Source organism: Alicyclobacillus acidoterrestris, assembly GCF_022674245.1.
Lineage (GTDB): Bacteria > Bacillota > Bacilli > Alicyclobacillales > Alicyclobacillaceae > Alicyclobacillus > Alicyclobacillus acidoterrestris.
On sequence record NZ_CP080467.1, the window covers coordinates 1729773 to 1752745 of the forward strand.

Below are 22973 nucleotides of genomic sequence, written 5' to 3' on the forward strand. Positions count from 1 at the left end.
GGGATATCAATGTTGTAAAATATATGATAATTATATTGACTATGCCGAAACGGAATAATGGGGGATTCGATGAATCTGCGAGATTTCGAGGTCTTCAAAACCATCGCGGAATGCGGCAGTTATTCGAAAGCGAGCGAGCAGTTGTTTATTGCGCAGCCATCCTTGTCAAAGACGATTCAGAGGATGGAGAAAAGACTCGGTGTGACGCTGTTTGATAGATCGAATCGCATTATTCGTTTGACCGACGAAGGCCAACTGGTCTACGAGAAAGCCATTTTTGTTTTACAGCAGATGACGGAGTTAGACGAACAGTTAAGTGATTTTGATGGGCACATACGTGGGGCGTTAAAGGTTGGTCTACCGCAAATCATCGGTACGTTCTTTTTCCCGCAAGTTGCGAAAGTTTTCTCAAAAAAATATCCTGAGGTCACATTAAGCATAGTAGAAGAGGGCGGACTGAGTGTAGAAAAACTGGTTGAGAAACATGAAGTAGATGTAGCTTTCGTCGTGCTCCCCGCCAAGAGTCAAGAACTTGAAGAGCGACTGATTTTTGAAGCGCCGTTTGTTGCCTGCTTGCCGGTCGATCACGCGCTGAAAGACGCCAGCCAGATTACCCTTGCGCAACTGCAACAGGATGCGTGGATACTCTTTGACGAGACGTTTGCCTTGCGTCAGGTGGTGCTGGATAGTTGCAGCAAGGAGCAATTTACCCCGATCGTCGCGTATAGCACAACGCAATGGGATTTGCTGATGGCGTTCGTTTATCGCGGCTTAGGCGTTGCCATTGTCCCACGTCCATTGGCTGATTTGTGTGCGCCAAATATCATTGTGATCAAAGCGATAAGCAGTCAGTACATCCCCTGGAAAATCGGCGTGGTTGTGAAGAAAAACCGATATAAAACACGCGCGTTGCAAGCGTTTTTGAACGTGGTGGCAGAGGTACATGACAGCGCACTACAGGAGACGGGAGGCCTTCTTTGTGAACCCAATTCTAATTGATTTTCCTGAACAATTCGAAACAGAGAGATTGCTCATGCGATGTCCTATGCCGGGAGATGGACAAGTTGTGGCGGATGCCATCCGGGAATCGTTTGATTCTTTGCATACCTGGTTGAACTGGGCTGAACACGTGCCTTCACTGGAAGAATCCGAAGAACGGGCGCGTATTTCTCGAGTCAGATTTCTCATGAGAGAAGACTTGCAATTTCATTTGTTCGAAAAAAGTTCTGGACGATTCATTGGCAGTACAGGCTTACATCGTATGAACTGGAGGTTACGTGGCTTTGAAATAGGGTATTGGCTTCGTGATTCTGAAAGAGGAAAAGGATATATGACCGAGGCTGTCGCGGGTTTGACGAAATTTGCAGTAGATTTTTTAGAGGCGAATCGGATCGAAATTCGGTGCGACGTGAGAAATGTCACCAGCCGAAAAGTAGCAGAACGATGCGGTTATCATCTTGAAGCCATAATGTTGAACAATTTTGTTGATCCGCAAGGGCAGATTCGGGATGATTGCCTCTATGTGCAGGTAAGGCTAGATGACGGCCGATTTGGCTATCCGAAGTCGACTGAATGACGTTGCGAGGCAAATCGTGCATAAATACTTTGTGTCGAGGCTGTGGAATGATTCAAGTGCCAAACTGCCACTGTTGCTGATGAGTCAGTGGTAGTTTGGCATTTCACATACTATATATGCCCGACGATTGGATAGATGTAAGTGACAAATCCTATCAGCGCTATCGCAGTTCCGTATTTGTGTTGTACGACATGCTCTTGGATGCAAAACTTTTCGTCGAACAAACTATATTGTGCTGGATCATAGCGTCTCGTGAATTCGTGGACCAGCGAATTGTGTAAAAACTTTTTTGCGCCTTCTTTATCGGCATTGCCAATATATTCTGCAGCGTAACCCGCCATATGACGTCCATCGGCCAGTCTACGCACTTGGACGATGCCAACGCCTGCACATATCCTGTCGCCTTGATAGCCATTGGCTTGAGATATAATGGCCTCCATCACTGCACCAGGGTGATACAGAGTCTTTGCTTGTTCGATGGGAATTTGAGTTGCTTCGGGAGGTAAAATGGATGTGTATCTGACGATGTTAAAGTTCTCGATTTGAGCCATCTGGCGGGCCATGTCGAATGAGCCTGTCTCCCAGGGATCATGCCCTGGTCCAATATCTGTATCGCCATATCCTTTTGTCAGAATATAGTCTTTTGGAATCCGATTGCTGATTAACAGAGCTCTGGTACCTCGTTCCACTGGATTCATGGAAATCCCCCCTTTCGTGATGTTGGATACAAGTCGTGAATCATACAGATGGTAGTTAAAAACAGGAACATAGAATATGTATTCCTTTCGTGCTTATCCGATGCTGACGGACAGATGCCCTCAGCACATGGAAAAATGGGGGGACTGTATGCGAAACATCGCCCCTTTGCAACATCTTATATCTGAAATTGATGTCGATTAAGCGAGGATACATCCAAATTTATATCCACGTACGGAAGGATTATCCGTAGATTCACAGAATAGGTTAATCGATATACATAGATAATCTATGCAAAGTGGCGGATCGCGCCGCAATACACAATTGGATTCCAGTGTATGATCTATCCTACGGAAAAGGGGACGCGCGAATGAGCGAGTTTGACGGGTATCTGGCGAGTGTGGTGAAAGGGACATTTCTTTCGAGAAGAGAAAAAGCCCGATTGGTAGAGGAAATGCAGCGTCATCTCGAAGAGTCTACAGCAATGTATCAGGCAAAGGGATACGAGGAATCCACTGGACGAGCACAAGCGATGGAATCGTTTGGAAGAGCGAAGGAGATTAGGCGGCAAGTGATTCGGGAGACTTTTGGCGTATAGCCGTGGTGGTATCTGTTGGCTGCTGCTGTGTGCTTATTGGCTTTGGTGGCTGCGCGCTACACGACGATGCGATTCGACGACGTGGTGGTGACAAGTGCAGACCCGAGTGCATGGCAGCAATTGCCGACGCCTGGCGTCGTGGTCTGGTTGCATCGGTATTTGCCATTAAACCCTGAAAGGTGGGCGGCGCTGTGTGCCATGTGCGTGATGTTGGTCTTCACTCGCAAGCGCACAGACAGGTTGGCCGTTTTGATGAGCGTCATCCCGTTTTGCTTACAAGTGTTCCCGCGGACTGTTGTCGAACCTGTGATGTCTGTGGTGGCGGGACAGAAGCATGGTGCCCTGTGGCTCGGCACGATGTTGCCGTTTGTGGATCTGATTTGGATGTACGCCCTGGCTTTGGCGCTATCCATTGGTCTTTATGTGTGGACGCGCAATCCTATCTTTTGGGGGCAAGGGCCCGGTGGCTGGCAGGACACGTTCTCGGCAATTGCGATTCAACTACTCGCGATGGTGGTAGCGTCTGCGTCATGCCGTTGGATTTCGTCCATTTTAGCTCATCGGACCCATCGTACAGCGTAGTTATGCTTTGTTCCCGTAGCGGATGGTGAGAAACGTCTTCAGCGTCTGGTGCGGTTCGAGGTGAATCAGGCCTTCGCCGGTATTCATAGCGTAGGTTCGGGCCATCCACGGTTCGACGCAGACGAAGTCCTTGCCTTGAACCGACCAGATTTGAATGTTGGTGAAGATGTCGCCGTATTCCAGCGTGATCGGTTGGTCGTACTCTGGAGGCTGGAAGGAAATTTGGCGGCGTTTGGTGTTGAGCAGCGCGACCGATTCGACGAGCGGTGCGAGATTGATATGGCCCTCGTATGGTTTTTCCAACATGTCGTTGTAATCGAGATACGATGTGGCATCCGTGTCGTAGGCGAGATCCTTCTCTTTGGTTGCAAAGTACGGGTGAAACCCTGCGTACATCGGCATTTTGGCATCGCTGTGATTGATGTATTTTTGCTCGATGACCAGTTCGTTGCCCGTCAGGATGTATTCGAACACGAGTTCGAAATCGAATGGGTATGCGGCTTTGGTTTCCTCATCGCTACGCAGCCGCAAGGTCACTGAGGCCTTTTCTTCGTCGGCCTTCATATCGATGACATCCCACGCTTTATTTCTAGCGACGCCGTGGTTGTTCATTTTATACACGACACCGTTTAACTCATACTGTCCGTCAATAAACTGGCCACAGACGGGGAACAAGATGGGGTTGCCGCCGCGAATATTGGCCGATTCATCATAAAATGTCGCTTTGTCGAGATAAAACAGCTCGGTGCCGCCGACGCCAAAACTGGTGACAATGCCGCCGCGTTGTGGGCAAATGTGTACCCATGAACGGTTATTTTCGTTCTTCAATTCCACCATCTTAAATTGATCCGTGAACTCCCTGACGTTGTACATCGCTTCTACTCCTTTGTGCTTTCTGTATGGGACGCCCTTATGTACGTGTGTATGCGGGATTTACCATTGATCCATATCAAACGTAGTGTACCGCGACGAGGGAGGGATGACAATTTTGGGTGGGCTAGGGTGGCGTACCAGTTTACTTGCGGGTGGTGGGGCGGTTGTCGGGATCGTAGGGATAGTGCAGGATTTCTACCTTATTTGCGCGATTGCGGGGGATTACACGAGGTTAAGACACGTAAAATACCTTATTTACTTAAAATCTGCCCGGTAAATGCTAAAAATCAGAGAATAGCGCAGATTTCATGCCTTATTGGCTCCGATTGACGCGCGCATGTCTTAATAAGACATGGCGGGACACGCTCGGTCCCTGAGGACCACCGCCGGTTCCCGGAACCGCACGCTCGGTCCCTTGGGATCGCGCCGTTTCCCGGAACCCCGCGCCCGGTCCCTTGGGATCCCGCCGTTCCCCCAGGCGCACCGCCCGGATCCCGCCGGCACAGCGCAAAACAAGGCAGTAGAACGCCAAAAGGGGTATCCCTCAAGCCATTTGCAATGACTTTGAGACAGCCCCTTTCACAAAATGTGAATTCATTTTCTCGAATGGGTGATTCGTGCTGCAGTGTTTGCTCTTCATCAATTTGCTCTTCATCAATGGTCAGTTGACCTCCGCCTCGGAACATTGGCTTATGACGAACGCGTGTGATGTTCGTCTAGTTTTGCCTCGATGGACGAAAGGAGCGCTCGAATTTCTCGAAACTCGTTTCGGATGTTTTCTAAGTTCTGTACGTTGTTTCCTTCAATGCGATGTAAGTGCTTCTGAATGTCGTCGACTTCTTTTTCCGCTTTGTAGTTAATGGCGAAGTTGATGACGGACTCGTGTTTGTCTCTAGCAGCTTGCCGATTCTGGCTCATCATAATCACAGGTGCCTGAAAGGCAGCGAGAAATGATAGACATAAGTTCAGTAAGATAAACGGTGGCTCATCGAAGTGTAGGGACTTGGTGAAAGGCAGCGTGTTCCAAATCATCCACGCGACCAAAAATGCGCCAAAGTAAATAATGAATGTCCAGCTTCCGCCAAACCGTGCGATGCCGTCCGCAAGGCGATCGGAAAATGTCGTCTTTATCAAATACTCATCATCAATGCGGCTGATAATACTTTTTTCGTAATCGTCAACCAATCGGTCGATGCGTTCCACATCGTCCCGATTCATTGGAATATCGAAGCCCTCAATCATTGTCTCATCGTCATGGGCATCATGTCGCGCATAAAATACTTTCTCTTTGTTCATGGCCATCGGATTTGCCCTCCCTTTCAGTGGCAGGTTGACCCATGCCACGTTGTAATGAGCTGTCGTTTCTGGTTGACTTCATCATTCGACTATTAGGTTCTGGGTCCACACTGACCACCTCCGTTTCGGGACAATAAAAAACCCCCTGGGTTAAGAATCCTCAGGGGGTGTTGGACGCACATACGCAAATAGACGCAGAACATTCATCACAATCCCCCTAGTTGAGCTTTGGCACTGTACGACAGTAGGGTTTGCACCCAGCCACATTAAGTAGGGCCTTAGTCCGGCGATACCTGTTCAACCCATTGGCGTGTTTCCACGTTTCCGGGCAGTGGCATGTATTCGTATAGGAGCCTCGCCTAACGAGGATTACAAAGCGACACTAGCACTTTACAATGATTCAGTCAATAGTTGATTGCAAGGCGTTACGCACGGTTGCAGAATGCGTCGAAATCATTCGCTAACTGATGTAGTCCTTCGATGAGTTCGTCGCCATACATCGGCAGCCCGTGTCCTGTGATGGCAGACTCGGGTTCTAGTGCGGCGAGTTGTCTCAAGGAAGTATATGCAGATTCCCAGTCAGGTGTGAAATATGCTGGCGGGCCGTGAATTTCCCGCTTTTGCGTGAAGACATCATAGAGCGACGTCTGCTCTACCGTCGTAAATGCGTCTCCGGCGATCAAGGTTTTATCCGACTCGCGGTAGAGTGAGATATGACCTGGCGTGTGTCCGGGTGTGTGGATAAAGCGCCATTCGGGGAGGGGCGGGATAGAGCCGTCCGCAGGTAGCGCTTGAACGCGGTCATCCAAATCGATGCCTTGGTTCGGAAACGTGGGGGACAGTTTGGCGACAAGGCCGCTCGCCGCGTTCGGGTTGGCAGGGGGATAATCGGACTGACCTTGCAAAAACGGCAGTTCCTTCGGATGCGCATAGACCGGCATGTTCCATGAGGTGATGAGGGGGAGGATGGATCCGACGTGATCGAAATGGCCATGCGTCAGGATAAAGTGCAATTTATGGTATAAGAACGCGGGATGGTGCAGAGCCACGCGAAGTTTCGGAACATCCTCGAATTTCCTCGGAAAAGCCGAGGGTTATCGGCTTTTCCATCCTGCCGGTTCGCTGCGCTGATATGGCCGTCCTTTCCATGCATCTGTGTGACCTCGCCAAAAGCGGCGGGCCGAGTCGATAGTCATCAGTGTGTAGAGGAAGCCGTCGAGCGGCAGTAAAGCGGCCTTCCACAGGTCGACTTTGTACCATCGCAACATGGGGAGAAAGCTTATCGACATGAGCAGCCATGCGCACAGGTTCGTCGCGGCAGCAATCGACCAACCCACCACATGGACGGTTGATGTGCCAAGGAGACAGACGGATGCAATCCCGAAGATCACGGGGCAGGCGTATAGCACAAGCATTCCCGCGACCGTACCGATGAGCAGCCAAGTGGAATAGTGCAACTGGACGAACGCAGATCTTGCGACCATGTTCCAGATGTCTGTCAGTTTCGGATAAGCGCGCAGGCTTGTGACGTCGTCGCCGAGGCCGAGCCACAGGGAACCGTTGCGCGATTGAATCAGTTGGGCGAGGGAGCAGTCGTCAATCAACGCGCCGCCAATCGGGGCCAGGCCGCCGTCTTGGCGGACGAGTTTGTGCCGAACCAGGATGCTGCCACCAGCCGCAGCGGCTGTCTGCCGGTGCGGCGAACAGACCCAGCGAAACGGGTACAATTTCGCAAAAAAGTAGACGAAGGCAGGGATGAGCAGCGTCTCCCAAAAGCTCTCGATGCGGAGGCGAACCATGAGGGAGACGAGATCGGACGGGTGTAACAGCGCCTTCCGGACGAGGGATTCGACCGAATGCGCTGGGTGCAGAATGTCCGCGTCGGTAAACAGGATAAACTCTGCGTCGTGCGGGGCGTGCTGGAGCCCGCACTGCTGTGCCCAGACTTTCCCCACAAACCCTGGTGGAAGCGCATCGGCAGAGATAATGGTCAATCGCTCGGGATGACCGGAGGCTTGCGCAATTTTGCGGGCGATTTCAGCTGTGCCGTCCTCACTGTGATCATCCACCAGAATGACGGAGAACGGACCGTCATAGGATTGTTCGAGCAGCGCAGGCAACGTCTTCGGCAGCATGTCTGCTTCGTTGCGCGCGGGAACGATGGCACAGACGCTTGGCCACGTATCGGGGTGATTAGAAACAGCTATCTCACGATTTTTTTGTGTGCCAAGCCGCAATGACATTCGCCAGAAGTCACCTCGAAACAGCAATAGCCACAACCACGCCAAAAAAGCCATCACGCCAATGATACCTGCCGCAAGCCACATGTCTATCACCTGACCCATAACGGTTTTCTGTCAAACTTTCTCGTATAAAGAAATAAACATAAGTACGTAATATGTCCACTCTTCATTCTGCACGAAGACAAAGAAATATGCACGAGGAGGATGGCTTGTGATCCGAATGACGGCAAACGATCTCTATACATTCGTACCGCCGTCTGCTAACATATCATCATAAACCTACCGACTGGTCGGTTAGTCAGTCATCGGTGGACGAAGGGAGATGTCACCGTGAGCTTACACGTACAAAAGGCCGCCGTATTGGGGGCTGGTGTCATGGGCGCGCAAATTGCCGCGCATTTGGCAAACGTCGGAATTCCTGTGATGTTGCTCGACATTGTGCCCAATCAGTTGTCGCCCGAAGAAGCGGCAAAGGGGCTGACACTGCAGGATAGGCAGGTGCGCAATCGGCTGGCGGCAAATGGCCTCGCTGCAGCGCGCAAGGCGAAGCCCGCCGCATTTTACGACGCGGCTGACGAGGCGCTCATCACGATTGGCAACATGGAAGACGATTTGGAACAGCTCAAGGATTGCGACTGGGTTATCGAGGCGGTGGTAGAGCGGCTGGATATCAAGCGCGAAGTGCTTGCCAAGTTGGCGGCTGTCCTGCCGGAGCACGCGATTGTATCGACGAACACCTCAGGTATCTCTCTGGCCGCAATGGTCGACGGTCTTGATTCTTCGTTTAGAAAGCGGTTTCTCGGAACGCACTTCTTTAATCCACCTCGATATATGAAGTTGCTCGAAATTATTCCAGGGCCAGAAACGGATGCACAACTCGTTTCGGAGATGAAGCAATTCGCCGAACGGCGGTTGGGAAAAGGGGTCGTCATCGCGAAGGATACGCCCAACTTCATCGCCAATCGAATTGGCACCTACGGGTTGCTTGTGACGCTGCAAGCGATGGAGCGGTACGGGCTTGGCGTTGACGAGGTCGATGCGTTGACTGGACCGGTCTTAGGGCGGCCAAAGAGCGCGACGTTTCGGACGCTGGACTTGGTCGGCATTGATACATTTGTTCATGTCGCGAAGAACGTTTTGCATTCGGTGACCGACGCTGCGGAGAAAAAAAGTTTTGAAGTGCCCGATTACATTGAGACGATGGTGGCTAACCGTTGGATCGGTGAAAAGGCGGGTCAGGGGTTTTTCAAACGAGAGAAGACAGATAAGGGAAGGGAAATTCTCGCGCTCGATCTCGCCACCATGACGTACCGCCCCCGTCGCAAGATTTCTTCTGCGTCTTTCGAGGCTGCGAAAAATGCGAAGAGTTTGAAAGACAAACTGCAAGCGCTCGTCTACGGCAAAGATGTGGCGTCGCAGTTTGTCTGGGACGTCGTGAAGCGGACGCTGCTGTACACTGCAGCTCGGCAGTTTGACATCGCTGATCACATCGTGGCCGTCGACGAGGCCATGAAGTGGGGCTTCAACTGGGAGCTCGGTCCATACGAAATGTGGGATGCAATTGGCGTGGAAAAATCGGTCGCTCGCATGCGCGACGAAGGAGAAGTGATTCCACCTTTTGTCGAGCAACTGTTGGCTGCGGGCCAATCGAGTTTCTACGGATCTCGCGAACCGGGATGGCGTTCCTTTTACGTGGGTAACGGCGAATACCGCACGCTAGAGACGCCAAAGGAGAAGTGGTCCCTCGCCGACACGAAGGCGAAAAACGGCGTGATCCACCAGAACAGTGGCGCCAGCCTTATCGACATCGGGGATGGCATTGTCTGTCTCGAGATGCATTCGCTGAATCAGGCGATTGGCAGTGAGATGGTGTCGATGATGGCGTTTGCGGCCAAAGAGGTCGAGCGGAACTGGGATGGCTTGGTGATTTACAACGAGGCGAAAAACTTCTGCGTGGGCGCCAACCTGATGCTGATGTTGATGGAAGCGCAGGACGAGAACTGGGATGAGCTGGACTTCACCATCCGTCAGTTCCAGGGTGCTGGCATGGCGCTGAAATACCTGCCGAAGCCGGTTGTCGCCGCGCCGCACGCCATGGCGCTAGGTGGTGGGGCAGAGCTGTGCTTCCCAGCCGACAGGGTGCAGGCGCATGCCGAAACGTACATCGGCCTCGTCGAGGTCGGCGTCGGCCTCATTCCCGGCGGCGGTGGAACGAAGGAAATGCTGCTCCGCGCGATGGAAAATGTCCCACCTGGCGTCGATATTCGGCCTGACTCTTACATTGCGAAAGCGCTTGAAACAATTGCCATGGCGAAGGTGTCGACCAGCGCGAAGGACGCGAAGCGCCTAGGGTATTTGCGTGCGGCAGATGGCATCAGCCTAAATCGCGACTATCAACTCTACGATGCAAAACAGGTAGCTTTGTCGCTCGCACGAACGGGTTACTTGCCGCGCCAGCCGCAGAAGGTGCGCGTCATTGGCCGCGACGGAGCTGCGCTGTTGAAGACTGGCGTCAACAACTTGTTGCACGGTGGATTCATTTCTAATCACGACGCGCGCATCGCCAACCACCTCATTCGCGTATTGACGGGTGGCGACGTGCCGCGGGGGACCGAGGTGACGGAAGCGTATTTGCTCGATCTCGAGCGCGAAGCGTTCCTCAGCCTGATTGGCGAACCAAAATCGCAACAGCGGATGCTTCACATGTTGACCAAGGGCAAGCCGCTTCGCAATTGACGTGTCACGTAGACGGTTTTCGTAAAGGAGGAACTCGTGTGAAGGAAGCAGTCATTGTCGCTGCGGCGCGGACGCCAATTGGAAAGGCGGGCAAGGGCAGCTTGCGCCACACCCGGCCCGACGATTTGGGTGCGCTCGTCATTGAGGAATTGCTCAAGCGCGCACCGCAAGTTGCCAAAGAGGAAATTGAAGATGTCGTGATGGGTTGCGCGATGCCGGAGGCGGAGCAGGGGATGAACGTCGGGCGCATTGTGGCGCTACGCGCTGGGCTGCCGACGAGCGTGCCTGGCATCACGGTGAACCGCTTCTGCAGTTCTGGGCTACAGGCCATTTCCATGGCGGCGCAACAGATTATGACCGGTATGGCCGATGTCGTCATTGCTGGCGGCGTCGAGTCGATGAGTATGGTTCCGATGGTCGGCTTTAATCTGTCGCCGAACCCAACGCTCGTCGAACAAATGCCTTCGGCTTATATGAGTATGGGCCACACGGCGGAACGCGTGGCGGCGCGCTTCGGCGTCACCCGCGAAGACCAGGACCAGTTTGCCGTCCGCAGTCACGCGCGCGCGGCAGCCGCTATCGATGGCGGCAAGTTCAAAGATGAAATCGTACCTGTGCCCGTAGAGCGGGTCTCCTTTGATCCATCTGGCCGAGTGGTGCGCGAGACGGTGCTGTTTGATACCGACGAAGGCGTCCGCCGCGACACATCCATGGCGGCGCTGGCGAAACTTCGTCCGGCGTTTGCCCTCAACGGGACGGTGACAGCTGGCAATTCGTCGCAGACCAACGACGGGGCAGCGGCTGTGCTTCTCATGTCCGCGGATAGAGCCGCGCAATTAGGGCTCAAGCCGTTGGCGGCGTTCCGCAGTTTCGCTGTTGCCGGGGTCGATCCCGACATCATGGGCCTCGGCCCGGTCGCCGCGGTACCAAAAGCCCTTCGCCTCGCGGGTTTGACGAAGTCCGATCTCGACCTTATCGAACTGAACGAAGCGTTTGCCGCACAGGCGATTCAGGTCATTCGCGGTCTCGAATTGGACGACGCGAGGGTCAACGTCAACGGCGGCGCGATTGCGTTGGGCCATCCGCTCGGCTGCACTGGTGCACGCCTGACGGTCAGTCTTGTGTACGAAATGATGCGCCGCCAGGCCCGCTACGGCTTGGTGACGATGTGTATCGGCGGTGGCATGGGCGCGGCAGGTATCTTTGAGCGGCTCGCATAACTCGCGGCGTTCGCGGAACCTGGGCGCTCCGCGTAACTTGGGGTGCTTCACGTAACTTGGAATGCTTCGCGCAACCTGCGTCGTTTGAGCGGGTGCCGCGTGAGACGAGGATGAGGAGGAATTGACATGAGTACGAATGTGTCCCGAACTGCAGCGCGTGGTGCGTTTTATTTGATTGAGAACACTGACCCGCAAAACGTGTTTACGCCGGAAGATTTGTCACAGGAACACCAGATGATTATTGAGACGACGCGCGCGTTTGTCGAGCACGAAATATTGCCTGTGCAAGAACAATTGGAGCACCAGGACTGGGATCTCACGGTGAAACTCCTGCGCAAGGCGGGTGATTTGGGTCTTCTCGCGGCCGATGTACCGGAAGCGTATGACGGCCTCGGCGCCGACAAGGCGACGAGCGCGTTGATTTCGGAGTATTTGTCGCGGGGCGGATCATTTGCGCTAAGCCACGGCGCCCATGTCGGCATCGGATCCCTCCCCATCGTGTTCTTTGGAACGGAAGCCCAGAAGCAAAAATATTTGCCTAAACTCGCTAGCGGCGAGTGGCTGTCGGCGTACGCCTTGACGGAACCAGGGTCTGGATCCGACGCGCTCGGCGCCAAGACCACCGCGACGTTGAGCGCCGACGGCCAGTATTACATCCTCAACGGCACGAAGCAATTTATCACCAACGCCGGATTCGCCGACGTCTTCGTCGTCTACGCCAAAATCGACGGCGACAAATTTTCCGCGTTTATTGTGGAGAAGGACTTCCCCGGCGTTTCGACGGGTGTCGAAGAGAAGAAGATGGGCATTAAAGCCTCCTCGACGCGCCAACTGATTCTCGAAGACGCCAAGGTGCCTGTCGAAAACCTGCTGGGTGAAATCGGGCGAGGGCACGTCATCGCCTTCAACATTCTCAACATTGGCCGCTACAAACTCGCCGTCGGCGCGGTTGGCGCAATGAAGGCCGCCCTCGAGCACGCGGTCGTGTACGGCAACAGCCGCAAACAGTTCGGCAAGCCCATCACCAGTTTCCCGCTCATCCAGCAGAAAATTGCCGAGATGAATACACTGGCGTTCGTGACCGAGAGCGCCAATTACCGCGCGACAGGCGACATCGATGTCTCACTTGAATCGGTGGACACCAGCGACGGCCACGCCGTGGCGGATGCCATTGCGGAATACGCGCTCGAGTGTTCTGTACTCAAGGTCTTCGGCTCGGAAGCGCTCGACAAAGTCGTCGACGAAGGCGTCCAGATTTTCGGCGGCGCAGGATTTATCCAGGATTACGGCATGGAACGGATGTATCGCGACGCGCGCATCAATCGGATTTTCGAAGGGACCAACGAGATCAACCGCATGCTCATTCCAAACACGCTCCTGCGCAAAGCGATGAAGGGCGAATTGCCGCTCCTCCAGAAGGCTCAGGAACTGCAGGCCGAGTTGATGCAATTGACGCCGCCATCTGGCGATTGGGATACGCTTGAACGCGAGACATACATGCTCGAGATGATGAAGAAAATCTTTCTCTTCGTCGGCGGCGTGGCGGTGCAGACGTACCAAACGAAGCTCAAAGATGAGCAGGAGGCTTTAGCTGCCATCGCGGACATCGCGATTCAAATCTACGTGCTGGAAAGCGCCATTCTGCGCACGAAGAAAGCCATTGCGGCCGGCCACGACGCAGAGAACAAAATTGACATGACCGTGGCGTTCGCCGATAAAGCCTACGCTGCTGTCGAACAGACGGCGAAAACGCTGCTCGCTTCCATCGCGGAAGGTGATATGCTGCGGACTCAGTTGTCGATGCTGCGCAAACTGACGCGTGTGCAACCCGTAAACACGGTGGCGATTCATCGCCGAATTGCACAGCGCGTGATCGCGGCGGAAAAGTACCAGGCGTAAACTGGGATCGATGCGTGGCGCGAGACTAGCGCGCGTGGATGGACGTTTGCAAAGGAGGGCCCTGTATGGGCCCTCCTTTCGTTTGGGGCGGGCGCCGCGTGGGGGCGGTGTGGGGCGGCGGGATCGAGGGACGGGTGCCGGGCTGGGCTGGGGAGCCGGGGCCTCGGGGCCTCGGGCCACAATAAGGTCCAAAATGAACCTTATTTCTGCGCCGGTAGTGGATGTGTGGAAGTTAAGGTCGAAAATTTACCTTATTCACGCGTTGCAGGTGCAAAATGGGCACTTTTGGTGCGAATAGGGTACAAAATCGGTCTTATATGTTTGCTTTTGCTGCCAGGCAGGGCAATAAGGTCGAAAATCTGCGCTATTCGCGCTAGCACCACCGCCGCCCGATCCGGCTGCCCGATCCGGCTGCCCGCCAGCGCCCCGGCGCCGCCCCCTCGGCTCACTCCTCGCGTCGATCCAACAGCATGTCAATCTCCTGCTTGTACTTGCCGGCTGGCGTCTCGAGGATTTGGGGGATGCCGCGAAGCGCTTCGTGGTGCACGATGCGCTGGATGGCTTCGAGGCCGAGGCTGCCTTCGCCGATGTTCGCGTGGCGGTCTTTGCGCGACGCGAACGGGTTCTTCGAGTCGTTGATATGGGCGACTTTCAGGCGGTCGAGGCCAATGGTTTTGTCAAACTGCTCGAGGAAGCTGTCGAAGTCGTTTACCACGTCATAGCCGTAGCTGTAATTGTGGCAGGTGTCGATACAGACGGCGAGCTTGTCCTCATGTGTGACGCCGTCGATGATTTGCGCAATCTCTTCGAGGCTGTTGCCGACTTTCGATCCGTCGCCGGCCATGGTCTCCAAGCATAGGTACAAGTTTTCGTCGCCGGTGAGAATCTCGTTGAGCCCGTCGATGATTTGCCGGATGGCAAATGCTTCGCCTTCCCCCACGTGGGAGCCAGGGTGCATCACGATGTACTTGAATCCCAAGTACTCGACGCGCCCGATTTCCTCGCGCAGCACGTCGATGCCGTACTGACGCGTTTCCGGCTTCGGGCTCGCCAGGTTGACCAGGTAGGAGAGGTGGACGACCGGATCGATAATGTGATGCGCCCGCATCAAATCCAGCGCCTCGTCGCGGTTGAAGTTTTCAATGGGGCGAGCTTTCCCGCCGCGATTGCTGCGCGTATAAATCATAAAGGTGTTCGCGTCGTACGAAATTGTTTCTTGTACGGCTGCGAGTAACCCGGTTTTGGCAATCGATACGTTTGCGCCAAGCAGTATTTCGTCGTGTTCCCCTTTCACAGGACATCCCTCCACATCTTCCGCAATGGTAGCACACTCCATTTGTCGTTCATAGCATTCCATCGCGCGGCGAAGGGCGATTTCCGAGCGCGTCTCTTCGGGTCTTTTGGCGTCTTTTTGTGTACATGAATGGCGTTTTTGCTGGGAAAGCTGGGAAAAGATTCGTGGTTGGGGGGTTGCTTCGTGCGATGGGAAGAGAATCCACACGGCTCGCGGCTGGTCTGGGTGTATGCCATGGTCGTGGCGGCCATCCTCGGTCTTATCCTTCGCTTAGGCTACCTCGATGTGGTTTGTGGAAAATCGTTTCGGGCGCAAGTGGGGAAGACCTTGTCTACGCGGTTGGGCGTATTACCGACACGCGGGTGGATTTACGACAAGGATATGCACGTGCTCGCCTACAACTCGCCGTCGGTGAGTGTGGTGCTGAGCAAGTTTGGGGTGGATCCCGATCTGTACCCGCAGCTCGCCAAACGACTGGCGCCAGTGCTTCATATGCGCCCTGAGGAATTGCTGCAGAAAATGGAGCAGAATGCGGCGGACAAGGAAGTTTCGCTGTTTGAGAACGCATCGAAGGCGCAAATTGCGTACATTGCCGAGCATCAGTCCAAACTGCCGGGGATTCACTGCGTGGAGGATGTGCGGCGGGTGTACCCGTTCGGAAGTCTCGGGGGCCACTTGATAGGTTACATTCAACCGCAGCCTGCCAGTGAGGCGGAGATGTACCGAAAGGCGAAATACCTGCCAGAGCAACGGGTGGGTATCACGGGTGTGGAGCGTCAGTATGAGTCGATTCTGCAAGGGAAACCTGGCTATCGGACGTGGCAGATCAACAGTGCGGGCGTGCCCATCAAGGCCTTTGGCCTGAACCCACCGCCGACGCCTGGGCAGAGTCTTCGCTTGACGCTGGATGCGGCCCTCCAAGCGAAGGCGCAAACGCTCGTCATGAACCAGCTGGAAGCGGTCCGCAACGCGCACCATATCGATCCCACGGACGCCGAAGCCGTGATGCTCGACGCGAAGACGGGTGGGGTCTTGGCGATGGTCAGTTACCCGTATTACAACCCGAACTGGTTTATTCAAAGTACGGAATATCAAAAACATCGATCCTACATCGAAAATACCCGGCTGACCCCGATTATCAACCACACGCTGACGAGCCCACGGTACCCCGGAAGTACCGTCAAGCCAGTCAACTTGTTGGCGGCGATGAACAGTGGGGTGATTACGCCGTATACGCGGATCCAAGATAATGGCAAGTTGATGGTCGGGACCTATGAGGCACACGACTGGATGCCTGGTGGGCACGGGTTGGTCGACGTGGCGACGGCGATTCAGACGTCGTGCGACACTTATATGTATCAGGTCGGCATGTGGATGGCCAACTGGTACGGCGGCCTTCCGCGCGGGACGTCGCTGAGCAGTTGGAATCAGCGGGATCGGATTCGCGGACTGAATCAGATGTTGGACTGGGAGTGGAAGTTCGGACTGGGGCCAAAGACGGGTATCGATTTGCCCGGTGAGGCGAGCGGGCGGTTTTACGTGAACGACTCCGTGCATCACTCGATTGTTCGCTATGACCTGATGGCATCGGAGCAAGCGATGAAACAACAGCACCGGGTGCCCAACGCCGGACTTCTTTACGACAATGCCTTCGCGGCGATTGGGCAAATGCAAGAATTCACGCCGCTGCAACTGGCTGTGTGCGCGATGAGCATCGCCAACGACGGCGTACGCTACAAGCCGCACGTACTGGATGCGGTTTTGTCAGCCGACGGCAAGCGCGTCATTCGCAAAGCGCAGCCAGAAATCGTCAGTCGCGTTCACATCCCGGCGGAACAGTTGCGCGCCGTGAAGTATGGGATGTACAAGGTGACCAATCAGCCGGGCGGTACGGCGTATCGCGCGTTTCAAGGTGCGCCGTATACCGTCGCAGGCAAGACGGGAACCGCAGAAGTGAGTCAATGGGGGAAAAAGACCGACATTTCTCTGTTTATTGCGTACGCACCAGTGGTGCACCCGCAGGTCGCCCTGGCCGTGATGGTGCCGGGCGGAGGTGAGTCGAGCGACGTCGCGGTGCCACTCGCGCGCAAATTGCTTGACGCTTATTTTGCGGAACAGCGGCAAACGCCAAAGGAGAAGGCGCGCGCCTTGGCCAACTGGTTCGGCTCTCCCGCAGCTCGCTGCACGGAATTTGGTCCGTGATGACTGCCTGGTCGATTCTCGGGCAAGCTACCCGCATACCGTGTAATCTTCGGCAGGAGGTGAACATATGAGCAAACACGGTTCCCACCTACCGAGAATGGCATGGTGGTTGTTGGTCGTCAGTGGTTTGTTCCACTTGTCGATTAGCCTTTCGAATACGTTTGTCAATATTTTCGTATTTAAGGTCGATCACAGCTTTGCCGCCATTGCCTGGTACAACCTTCCGATTTTCCTCCTGTTGCCGTTCACCTTTGTGTTGGCGGCTTTTGTTGCGCAACATACGTCGACGGCGATGGCACTGCGCATCGGAATTGGGTTGCACGCACTGTTTTACGCAGTCACGTTGGTCGTCGGTGAAAGAGCGGCTCGAATGCCGTTCGCACTTGGCATTTTAATGGGGCTCGCGGCAGGTTTCTATTGGCTCGCATTTGACGTGCTGAGCGTTGAGTATACAGATAAGGGCGGTCACGAGCCGTTTTTTGGGACGCACGGGGTCATTACATCGATGGCGAGCGTCGTCGCACCGCCCATCGCGGGCGTCTTGATCAGCCGGGAAGACGTGTTTCTCGGCGGGTTGAGCGGTTATCACATCGTGTTCGGGATTTCCTTCGCCTTGTTTCTGGGTGCGACATTTTTTAGCTTTCATTTGCGCAGTGACCACCGTCCGCGCCTCCATCTAATCCGCGGCGTGCAAGCGCTGCGCAAGTCGTCGTGGCTCAGGTTGATGGCCGCTTCCTCCATTTATGGTCTGCGCGAAGGCGTATTCATGTTCCTTATCGGGTTGCTGGTCTATGTCGCCACGGGCAGTGAGATGAAATTAGGCGTATTTCTGCTCTTGCAGGGTGGGCTTTCCTTCCTGGCGTTTTATTTGGCGGGGCGGCTTTCGGCAAAATATCGATCGCGCCTCATTGGCATCGGCAGCATCGGCATGAGCGTGGCAGCGGTGTTGTTTCTTTTTCCAATTCACACGCCAACTATCGTTATTTACGGCAGCCTGACGGCGGCGGCGCTCCCGTTTTTCATGGTGCCACTGCAAGGGTATGTGTACGACGGTATCGACGAAAGCGTCAGCGATGACACACCTGCCACGACGTTCATTATCGTTCGCGAGTGGTTTGAGAACCTGGGACGGGTCATTGGCGTTGTGCTGTTCTTGACGTTGTGCGTCAACGAGTCGCCGAATCACCTGGGTAAATTGCAGGGCTTGTCGTTTGCGCTCGGCCTTGTGCAACTTGGCGCTTGGGCGGTTCTCCTTCCGAATATCCGCAAATCGCGTCCGCAGACGTCGAAGGGGAAGCGCCGAGCGCGGTTGGCTGAAGGGGAGCGCAAAACGGCGAATAAACGACTCAATCCCATGTCATGATCCGGCGCAGGCAGGCGCTGCTCACCGGGGTTCGGCGTGATGTTCCGGATAGTATTCGTGCTGTGCGAATGATAGAGGCTGTAAGAAATGTTAAAAAAGGGATGCCGCGTATACGGGCATCCCTTTTGTAGATGAAAAAACGAAAGCACAATTACTTTTGGAAGAAGGCACGGTTCTTTTCGATGTACTCGTGTTCCTCTTCTGGCAGAAAATCTTCCTGGAAAATAGCAGACACCGGACACACGGCTTCGCAGGCGCCGCAGTCGATGCAAAGGTCAGGGTCAATATAGAACTGGTCTTCACCCTCGTGGATGGCATCCACTGGACAGGTTTCGACGCAGTCCCCGTGCTTGGCACCCACGCAAGCGGAGGCGATAACAAATGCCAACGGAAACTCCTCCTTACAAGCCATCGCTATTTCTATACTTTTTATATCATATACCAATGATTCTACGTGGTGCAAGCACTACCTAGACGAGCATTCTTCAGGCCCACTCGGATACGCCATCTTGCACATGGGTGGGGCGCTCTGAATATGCCGTCTGTGCCAAAATGCGTTCACGCGATTCCTCCCACCAAGCCGTCAGTACGGGCGCTAGTTCGCACACCGCAACGGCGAGTGCAGCACCTGCAACCAGATCGACGCCGTAATGCACGCGAAGGTACATTGTCGAGAGAATGATGAGCGCGATGTCGACCGCGTAAAACCAGAACAGTTTGCGGGCGTGTCGCCACGCATGAACGAGCATGACTATCGCCAGCCCCGTGTGCAAGCTGGGGAAGCAGTCACGGCTGAGAAACGGACCTTCGCCATCCACGAGTTTCAGCAGGGGGCCGATACTGTGTTGGTAATGTGTCGTAAACTCAGGGCCGATGGCCGGTACGAAAAAATACGTGCTATATCCGATATAAAACGCCAAGAGGGCTGCGGTGACGTACTCGCGCAACGCCTGCTCACTACGGCACCCCATGATGAAGACCGTCAAATAGGTCATGATGAACCAGGATGCGTACGCTCCGCAGAACAACAGCGTCAGTGGCAAACACGTCACGCGGTCAAACCAGTGTGAAGGTGTCGCGCCAAATAGCTGTGTGTCGAGATGGAGCAGGAGCGCATCGTGATCGTACGGGTTAAACACGGCGATGTAAAAGTTGATAATATCAAACACGACAAGCACCGCAAGAAAGCTTAAAGCGACGCGGGCGTAGCGATGGAGCCCGATGGCGACAGGGTCGGTTTGCCTGCGCGTCATATACACACAGCCGGCAAAAGCCAACGCGAACGCGATATAAAACCAAGTGACCCCTCGCAACAAGACGGTCAAGGTATTGGACCACAAGGGATTGGCGATGGCTGTAAAGCCAATGACGTGCTGAATTCTCTCGGGGCATGCGACAAATACGGCGAACAGCGCGAGGAGCATGAAAATGCTCGCTATTTCATACACTTCTAGGCGCGCAAGGCGGCGCATCCACTGCAATCGATACTCTGACATCACACACACCTGAAAGATGACATTCATTCTTGAAGCTTACACTCAACTATACCACATCCAGGCCGTCTTGATTGGGTATAATGTGGAAGATGACCCTCATGTGGGAGTTGGTATTTTGGCGAATTTTACGACGCGACAAGCGGGGCGTATTTACGTCCATTTTTTACCGCACACGCGGTTTCGCACCAAAGATTTAACCATCCGTCTCCATATACCGCAGAGTCGAGAGCGCGTCACGCCGATGGCGTTGCTTCCTTATATGTGGATGAACGGCACGAAGTCGAAACCGTCGACTCGAGATCTGACGATTGCCGCGGATGAGCTGTATGGCACTGTCGTTCGATCCGGCCTCGGAAAACGCGGAGAGTACCAAATCATGGAGGTTTCGGCGAACATTCCGGATGTCAGTGCTATTACGCGAGATCACGTGGTCGAACAGGCACTCGCGTTGGTCTGCGAAGTATTGCTGAACCACGAGGCGAAAACAGCAGCGTTTTCCGACGACGCCGTGCGTCAGGAAATCGATTTGCACCGCCGTCGCATCGAGGCGACGCGCGATGACAAGATGGGCTATGCCCTGCAGCGTTGTCTTGCTGAAGTCGCGCGCGGTACAGCGGCAGCATTGCCGCGCCTGGGCTATTTGGAAGATCTCGAAGCGATTGACGCAGACGTGTTGTTTGACTGTTACCGAACACTTCTGAAGGAAGCCGAAGTACACGCGTATTTGGTTGGACCGTATCAAGACGCAGACGCCTTGTCCGAGCAGATTATCGGACAACTGTCGCAGGTGATTGGCGAAGGTGCCATGCGTTCGCAGTTGCAAGTGGAGCCGCTCAGGACAGGCGTTGAAACGTCGTTCCGGCATGTCACAGAGCGCCAAGACGTGGCACAGGCGCAATTGGATATTGGGTACCGCACAGGGGTCAACTTTTCGTCTGACGACTATCCGGCGATGTTGATGATGAACGGTGTGCTCGGCGGCTTTGCGCACTCGAAGCTGTTTTTGAACGTGCGCGAAAAGCACTCCCTCGCGTATACCGTGTGGTCGCACTTCGACGCGATGACGGGAAGCCTTGCCGTGATGACAGGCATTGAACCGAAGCAGTACGAGAAAGCCTTGCAGATTATCGAGGAGCAAGTCACCGCGATACAGGCGGGAAACATCACCGACGAGGAGATGGCGTTCACGTTCCGCGGCTTGCAAAACCAATATACGGTGTTGCTCGACCAACCGTCGTCACTGACTAGTTGGCATTACAATGGCGTCCTCTGCGGGCAACAGCGGGAAATTGAGACGCTGCTCGACCAGTTGCAGCGCGTCACGAAAGAAGACGTCGTCGACGCCGCCAAGCGGCTGGAGCCCAATACCATTTACTTTTTGACCGGCGAGGGGGATGCACAATGACCGGTGAGCGCGCAGCGAAGGCGGCATTGGGAATTGAGGTCATTGCCAAGACGCTGGACAACGGACTTCGCGTCTATCTCATCCCGAAAGCGGATTTTCGGCAGACGTTTGCAATGTTTGCCACGAAATACGGATCTATCGACAACGAGTTCAAGTTGGATGGCAAACCTGTACGCGTGCCGGACGGCATTGCGCACTTTTTAGAGCACAAGATGTTTGAAGACGACGAACAGGAAGTGTTCTCTCAATTTGCAGAGCACGGGGCGTCCGTGAACGCGTTCACCACGTTTGATGAGACCGCCTACTACTTCTCGGGCACTTCTGATCTTCGGGAGAACATCGACACGCTGTTGAATTTCGTCCAAAAAATCTACCTGACGGACGAAAATGTGGAAAAAGAAAAGGGCATCATTGCGCAGGAAATTCGCATGGGTGACGATAATCCCGACCGGCGTGTGTTCATGGAACTGCTCGGCGCGATGTATGCGGCGCATCCGGTGCGCATCGACATCGCCGGGAGCGTCGAGTCGATTTACCAAATTGACCGCGAGACGTTGCTGACGTGCTATCACACGTTTTATCACCCAAGTAATATGGTGCTCGTCGTCGTGGGTGGATTCAATCCAGATGAGGTCATGGACTGGATTGAGAAGAATCAGGCGAGTAAAACCTTTTCTTCGCCTGTTGCGGTGGAGCGAGTATATCCGCAAGAACCAGCGTTACCGCGCACGGATGCCGTCACGACGAGATTGCCTGTATCGTTGTCGAGGTGTTTAATCGGTTGGAAGGACACCGTCGGCACATTGTCGGAGGGGGCGTTACTTCATCGCGAACTGTTGACTGGGCTTGTGCTCGATGCACTGTTTGGAAAAACGACCAAATTCTACGGGGAGCTGCTTCGCGACGGGCTCATCGACAAGGCTTTTTCCTGGGAATACGACTTGACGCCGCACTATGGCTATACCGTGATCGGCGGTAACGCGCCGCGACCAGAGGAACTGGTGGAGCGGGTGAAGGCGTATGTGGCTGACGCGGCTTCGCGTGGAATTGCAGAGGAAGACTTTGAGCGGGCGCGCAAAAAGGCAATTGGTCGATTTTTGATGAGTTTAGATCAGGTGTCGTATATTGCTAGGTCCTATGTCACGTATTGTCTGCGCGACGCCGATTTCTTGCAGACCGTCGACGTGCTGCAAACACTGAAACTAGAGGATGCCAACGTGCGGTTGCGTGAGCATTTGCGCGAGTCGCAGATGGTTGTGTCAACGGTGTTGCCGAAGTCCGAGACGGCTTCGTGAGCCGTTCGTCAAAGCATTGGCGGTGGATGATCAAACGTGTCGTGAACAACCTAGCTGTACAGAATGCGCAAACGGCGCCGGGGGCGGGTACTAGATGTGCGCAGCCCGGTGCCTTGCAATTCGAATGGTTGCCTGGGACAAGCTGAGTTGCCAGGCAGGCGTCGCGATGTGCTGTTTGTTGAACATGCGTAAAGTTTAT

At 54.4% G+C, this 22973-nt stretch carries 19 protein-coding genes and 1 riboswitch; of the genes, 11 read left to right on the forward strand and 8 right to left on the reverse strand.

What is annotated here, in order from left to right; genetic code table 11:
- Positions 1–69: 69 nt before the first annotated feature.
- Positions 70–999: a LysR family transcriptional regulator gene (locus K1I37_RS07985; protein WP_021295895.1), complete on the forward strand. Its 930-nt coding sequence runs from the start codon at positions 70–72 to the stop codon at positions 997–999.
- A complete protein-coding gene (locus K1I37_RS07990) occupies positions 980–1576 on the forward strand; it encodes a GNAT family N-acetyltransferase (RefSeq protein WP_021295894.1) in 597 nt (198 codons plus the stop codon). Before K1I37_RS07985 ends, K1I37_RS07990 begins: the two co-directional genes overlap by 20 nt.
- A 110-nt stretch (positions 1577–1686) precedes the next feature.
- Here K1I37_RS07990 and K1I37_RS07995 read toward each other — a convergent pair whose 3' ends face one another.
- Positions 1687–2274, reverse strand: coding sequence for a pyruvoyl-dependent arginine decarboxylase (locus K1I37_RS07995; protein ID WP_021295893.1), 588 nt, complete (start codon positions 2272–2274; stop codon positions 1687–1689).
- A 368-nt stretch (positions 2275–2642) separates the two neighbouring features.
- Between K1I37_RS07995 and K1I37_RS08000 the strand changes: the two genes are divergently transcribed.
- Together K1I37_RS08000 and K1I37_RS08005 are read left to right on the forward strand one after the other, a co-directional pair.
- Positions 2643–2870, forward strand: coding sequence for a permease prefix domain 1-containing protein (locus tag K1I37_RS08000; protein WP_021295892.1), 228 nt, complete (start codon positions 2643–2645; stop codon positions 2868–2870).
- Between the two features lie 15 nt (positions 2871–2885).
- The gene (locus K1I37_RS08005) at positions 2886–3452 is read left to right on the forward strand and encodes a hypothetical protein (protein ID WP_021295891.1); all 567 of its coding nucleotides are present in this window, start codon (positions 2886–2888) and stop codon (positions 3450–3452) included.
- Here the strand turns inward: K1I37_RS08005 and K1I37_RS08010 are convergent, their stop codons facing one another.
- The 4 genes from K1I37_RS08010 to K1I37_RS08025 form a co-directional block, all read right to left on the reverse strand.
- Positions 3453–4325 carry an aldose epimerase family protein gene (locus K1I37_RS08010; RefSeq protein WP_021295890.1) on the reverse strand — a complete coding sequence of 291 codons (873 nt, stop codon included), beginning with the start codon at positions 4323–4325 and terminating at the stop codon, positions 3453–3455.
- 690 nt (positions 4326–5015) lie between these two features.
- Positions 5016–5627 (reverse strand): DUF1003 domain-containing protein, encoded by a 612-nt coding sequence (locus K1I37_RS08015; protein WP_021295888.1) that lies wholly within the window; start codon positions 5625–5627, stop codon positions 5016–5018.
- A gap of 201 nt (positions 5628–5828) precedes the next feature.
- Positions 5829–5995: riboswitch (M-box (ykoK) riboswitch) on the reverse strand.
- A gap of 51 nt (positions 5996–6046) precedes the next feature.
- Positions 6047–6670 carry an MBL fold metallo-hydrolase gene (locus K1I37_RS08020; protein ID WP_021295887.1) on the reverse strand — a complete coding sequence of 208 codons (624 nt, stop codon included), beginning with the start codon at positions 6668–6670 and terminating at the stop codon, positions 6047–6049.
- Between the two features lie 45 nt (positions 6671–6715).
- Positions 6716–7948 carry a glycosyltransferase gene (locus K1I37_RS08025; protein ID WP_021295886.1) on the reverse strand — a complete coding sequence of 411 codons (1233 nt, stop codon included), beginning with the start codon at positions 7946–7948 and terminating at the stop codon, positions 6716–6718.
- Between the two features lie 246 nt (positions 7949–8194).
- On the opposite strand from K1I37_RS08025, the gene K1I37_RS08030 reads away from it, so the two are divergent.
- The 3 genes from K1I37_RS08030 to K1I37_RS08040 all read left to right on the forward strand — a co-directional run bounded on the left by K1I37_RS08030 (position 8195) and on the right by K1I37_RS08040 (position 13719).
- A complete protein-coding gene (locus K1I37_RS08030; RefSeq protein WP_021295885.1) occupies positions 8195–10600 on the forward strand; it encodes a 3-hydroxyacyl-CoA dehydrogenase/enoyl-CoA hydratase family protein in 2406 nt (801 codons plus the stop codon).
- Positions 10601–10638: 38 nt separating this feature from the next.
- Positions 10639–11820, forward strand: coding sequence for an acetyl-CoA C-acyltransferase (locus tag K1I37_RS08035; RefSeq protein ID WP_021295884.1), 1182 nt, complete (start codon positions 10639–10641; stop codon positions 11818–11820).
- Positions 11821–11946: 126 nt separating this feature from the next.
- A complete protein-coding gene (locus K1I37_RS08040; protein WP_021295883.1) occupies positions 11947–13719 on the forward strand; it encodes an acyl-CoA dehydrogenase family protein in 1773 nt (590 codons plus the stop codon).
- 445 nt (positions 13720–14164) lie between these two features.
- Here the strand turns inward: K1I37_RS08040 and K1I37_RS08045 are convergent, their stop codons facing one another.
- Positions 14165–15013, reverse strand: coding sequence for a deoxyribonuclease IV (locus K1I37_RS08045; protein WP_021295880.1), 849 nt, complete (start codon positions 15011–15013; stop codon positions 14165–14167).
- Positions 15014–15196: 183 nt separating this feature from the next.
- Here K1I37_RS08045 and K1I37_RS08050 point away from each other — a divergent pair, with 183 nt between their 5' ends.
- Together K1I37_RS08050 and K1I37_RS08055 are read left to right on the forward strand one after the other, a co-directional pair.
- Positions 15197–17215: a peptidoglycan D,D-transpeptidase FtsI family protein gene (locus tag K1I37_RS08050; RefSeq protein WP_021295879.1), complete on the forward strand. Its 2019-nt coding sequence runs from the start codon at positions 15197–15199 to the stop codon at positions 17213–17215.
- Between the two features lie 67 nt (positions 17216–17282).
- Positions 17283–18578: an MFS transporter gene (locus tag K1I37_RS08055; protein ID WP_021295878.1), complete on the forward strand. Its 1296-nt coding sequence runs from the start codon at positions 17283–17285 to the stop codon at positions 18576–18578.
- A gap of 151 nt (positions 18579–18729) precedes the next feature.
- Here K1I37_RS08055 and K1I37_RS08060 read toward each other — a convergent pair whose 3' ends face one another.
- Entirely contained in the window at positions 18730–18966 is a 237-nt protein-coding gene (locus tag K1I37_RS08060; RefSeq protein ID WP_021295877.1) for a ferredoxin family protein, read from the reverse strand.
- Positions 18967–19063: 97 nt separating this feature from the next.
- Positions 19064–20074: a phosphatase PAP2 family protein gene (locus tag K1I37_RS08065; protein ID WP_161624337.1), complete on the reverse strand. Its 1011-nt coding sequence runs from the start codon at positions 20072–20074 to the stop codon at positions 19064–19066.
- Positions 20075–20189: 115 nt separating this feature from the next.
- Here K1I37_RS08065 and yfmF point away from each other — a divergent pair, with 115 nt between their 5' ends.
- Positions 20190–21479 (forward strand): EF-P 5-aminopentanol modification-associated protein YfmF, encoded by a 1290-nt coding sequence (gene yfmF / locus K1I37_RS08070; RefSeq protein ID WP_021295875.1) that lies wholly within the window; start codon positions 20190–20192, stop codon positions 21477–21479.
- Positions 21476–22774 (forward strand): EF-P 5-aminopentanol modification-associated protein YfmH, encoded by a 1299-nt coding sequence (yfmH, locus tag K1I37_RS08075; protein ID WP_021295874.1) that lies wholly within the window; start codon positions 21476–21478, stop codon positions 22772–22774. The genes yfmF and yfmH overlap by 4 nt, the downstream gene beginning before the upstream one ends.
- Positions 22775–22973 lie beyond the last annotated feature (199 nt).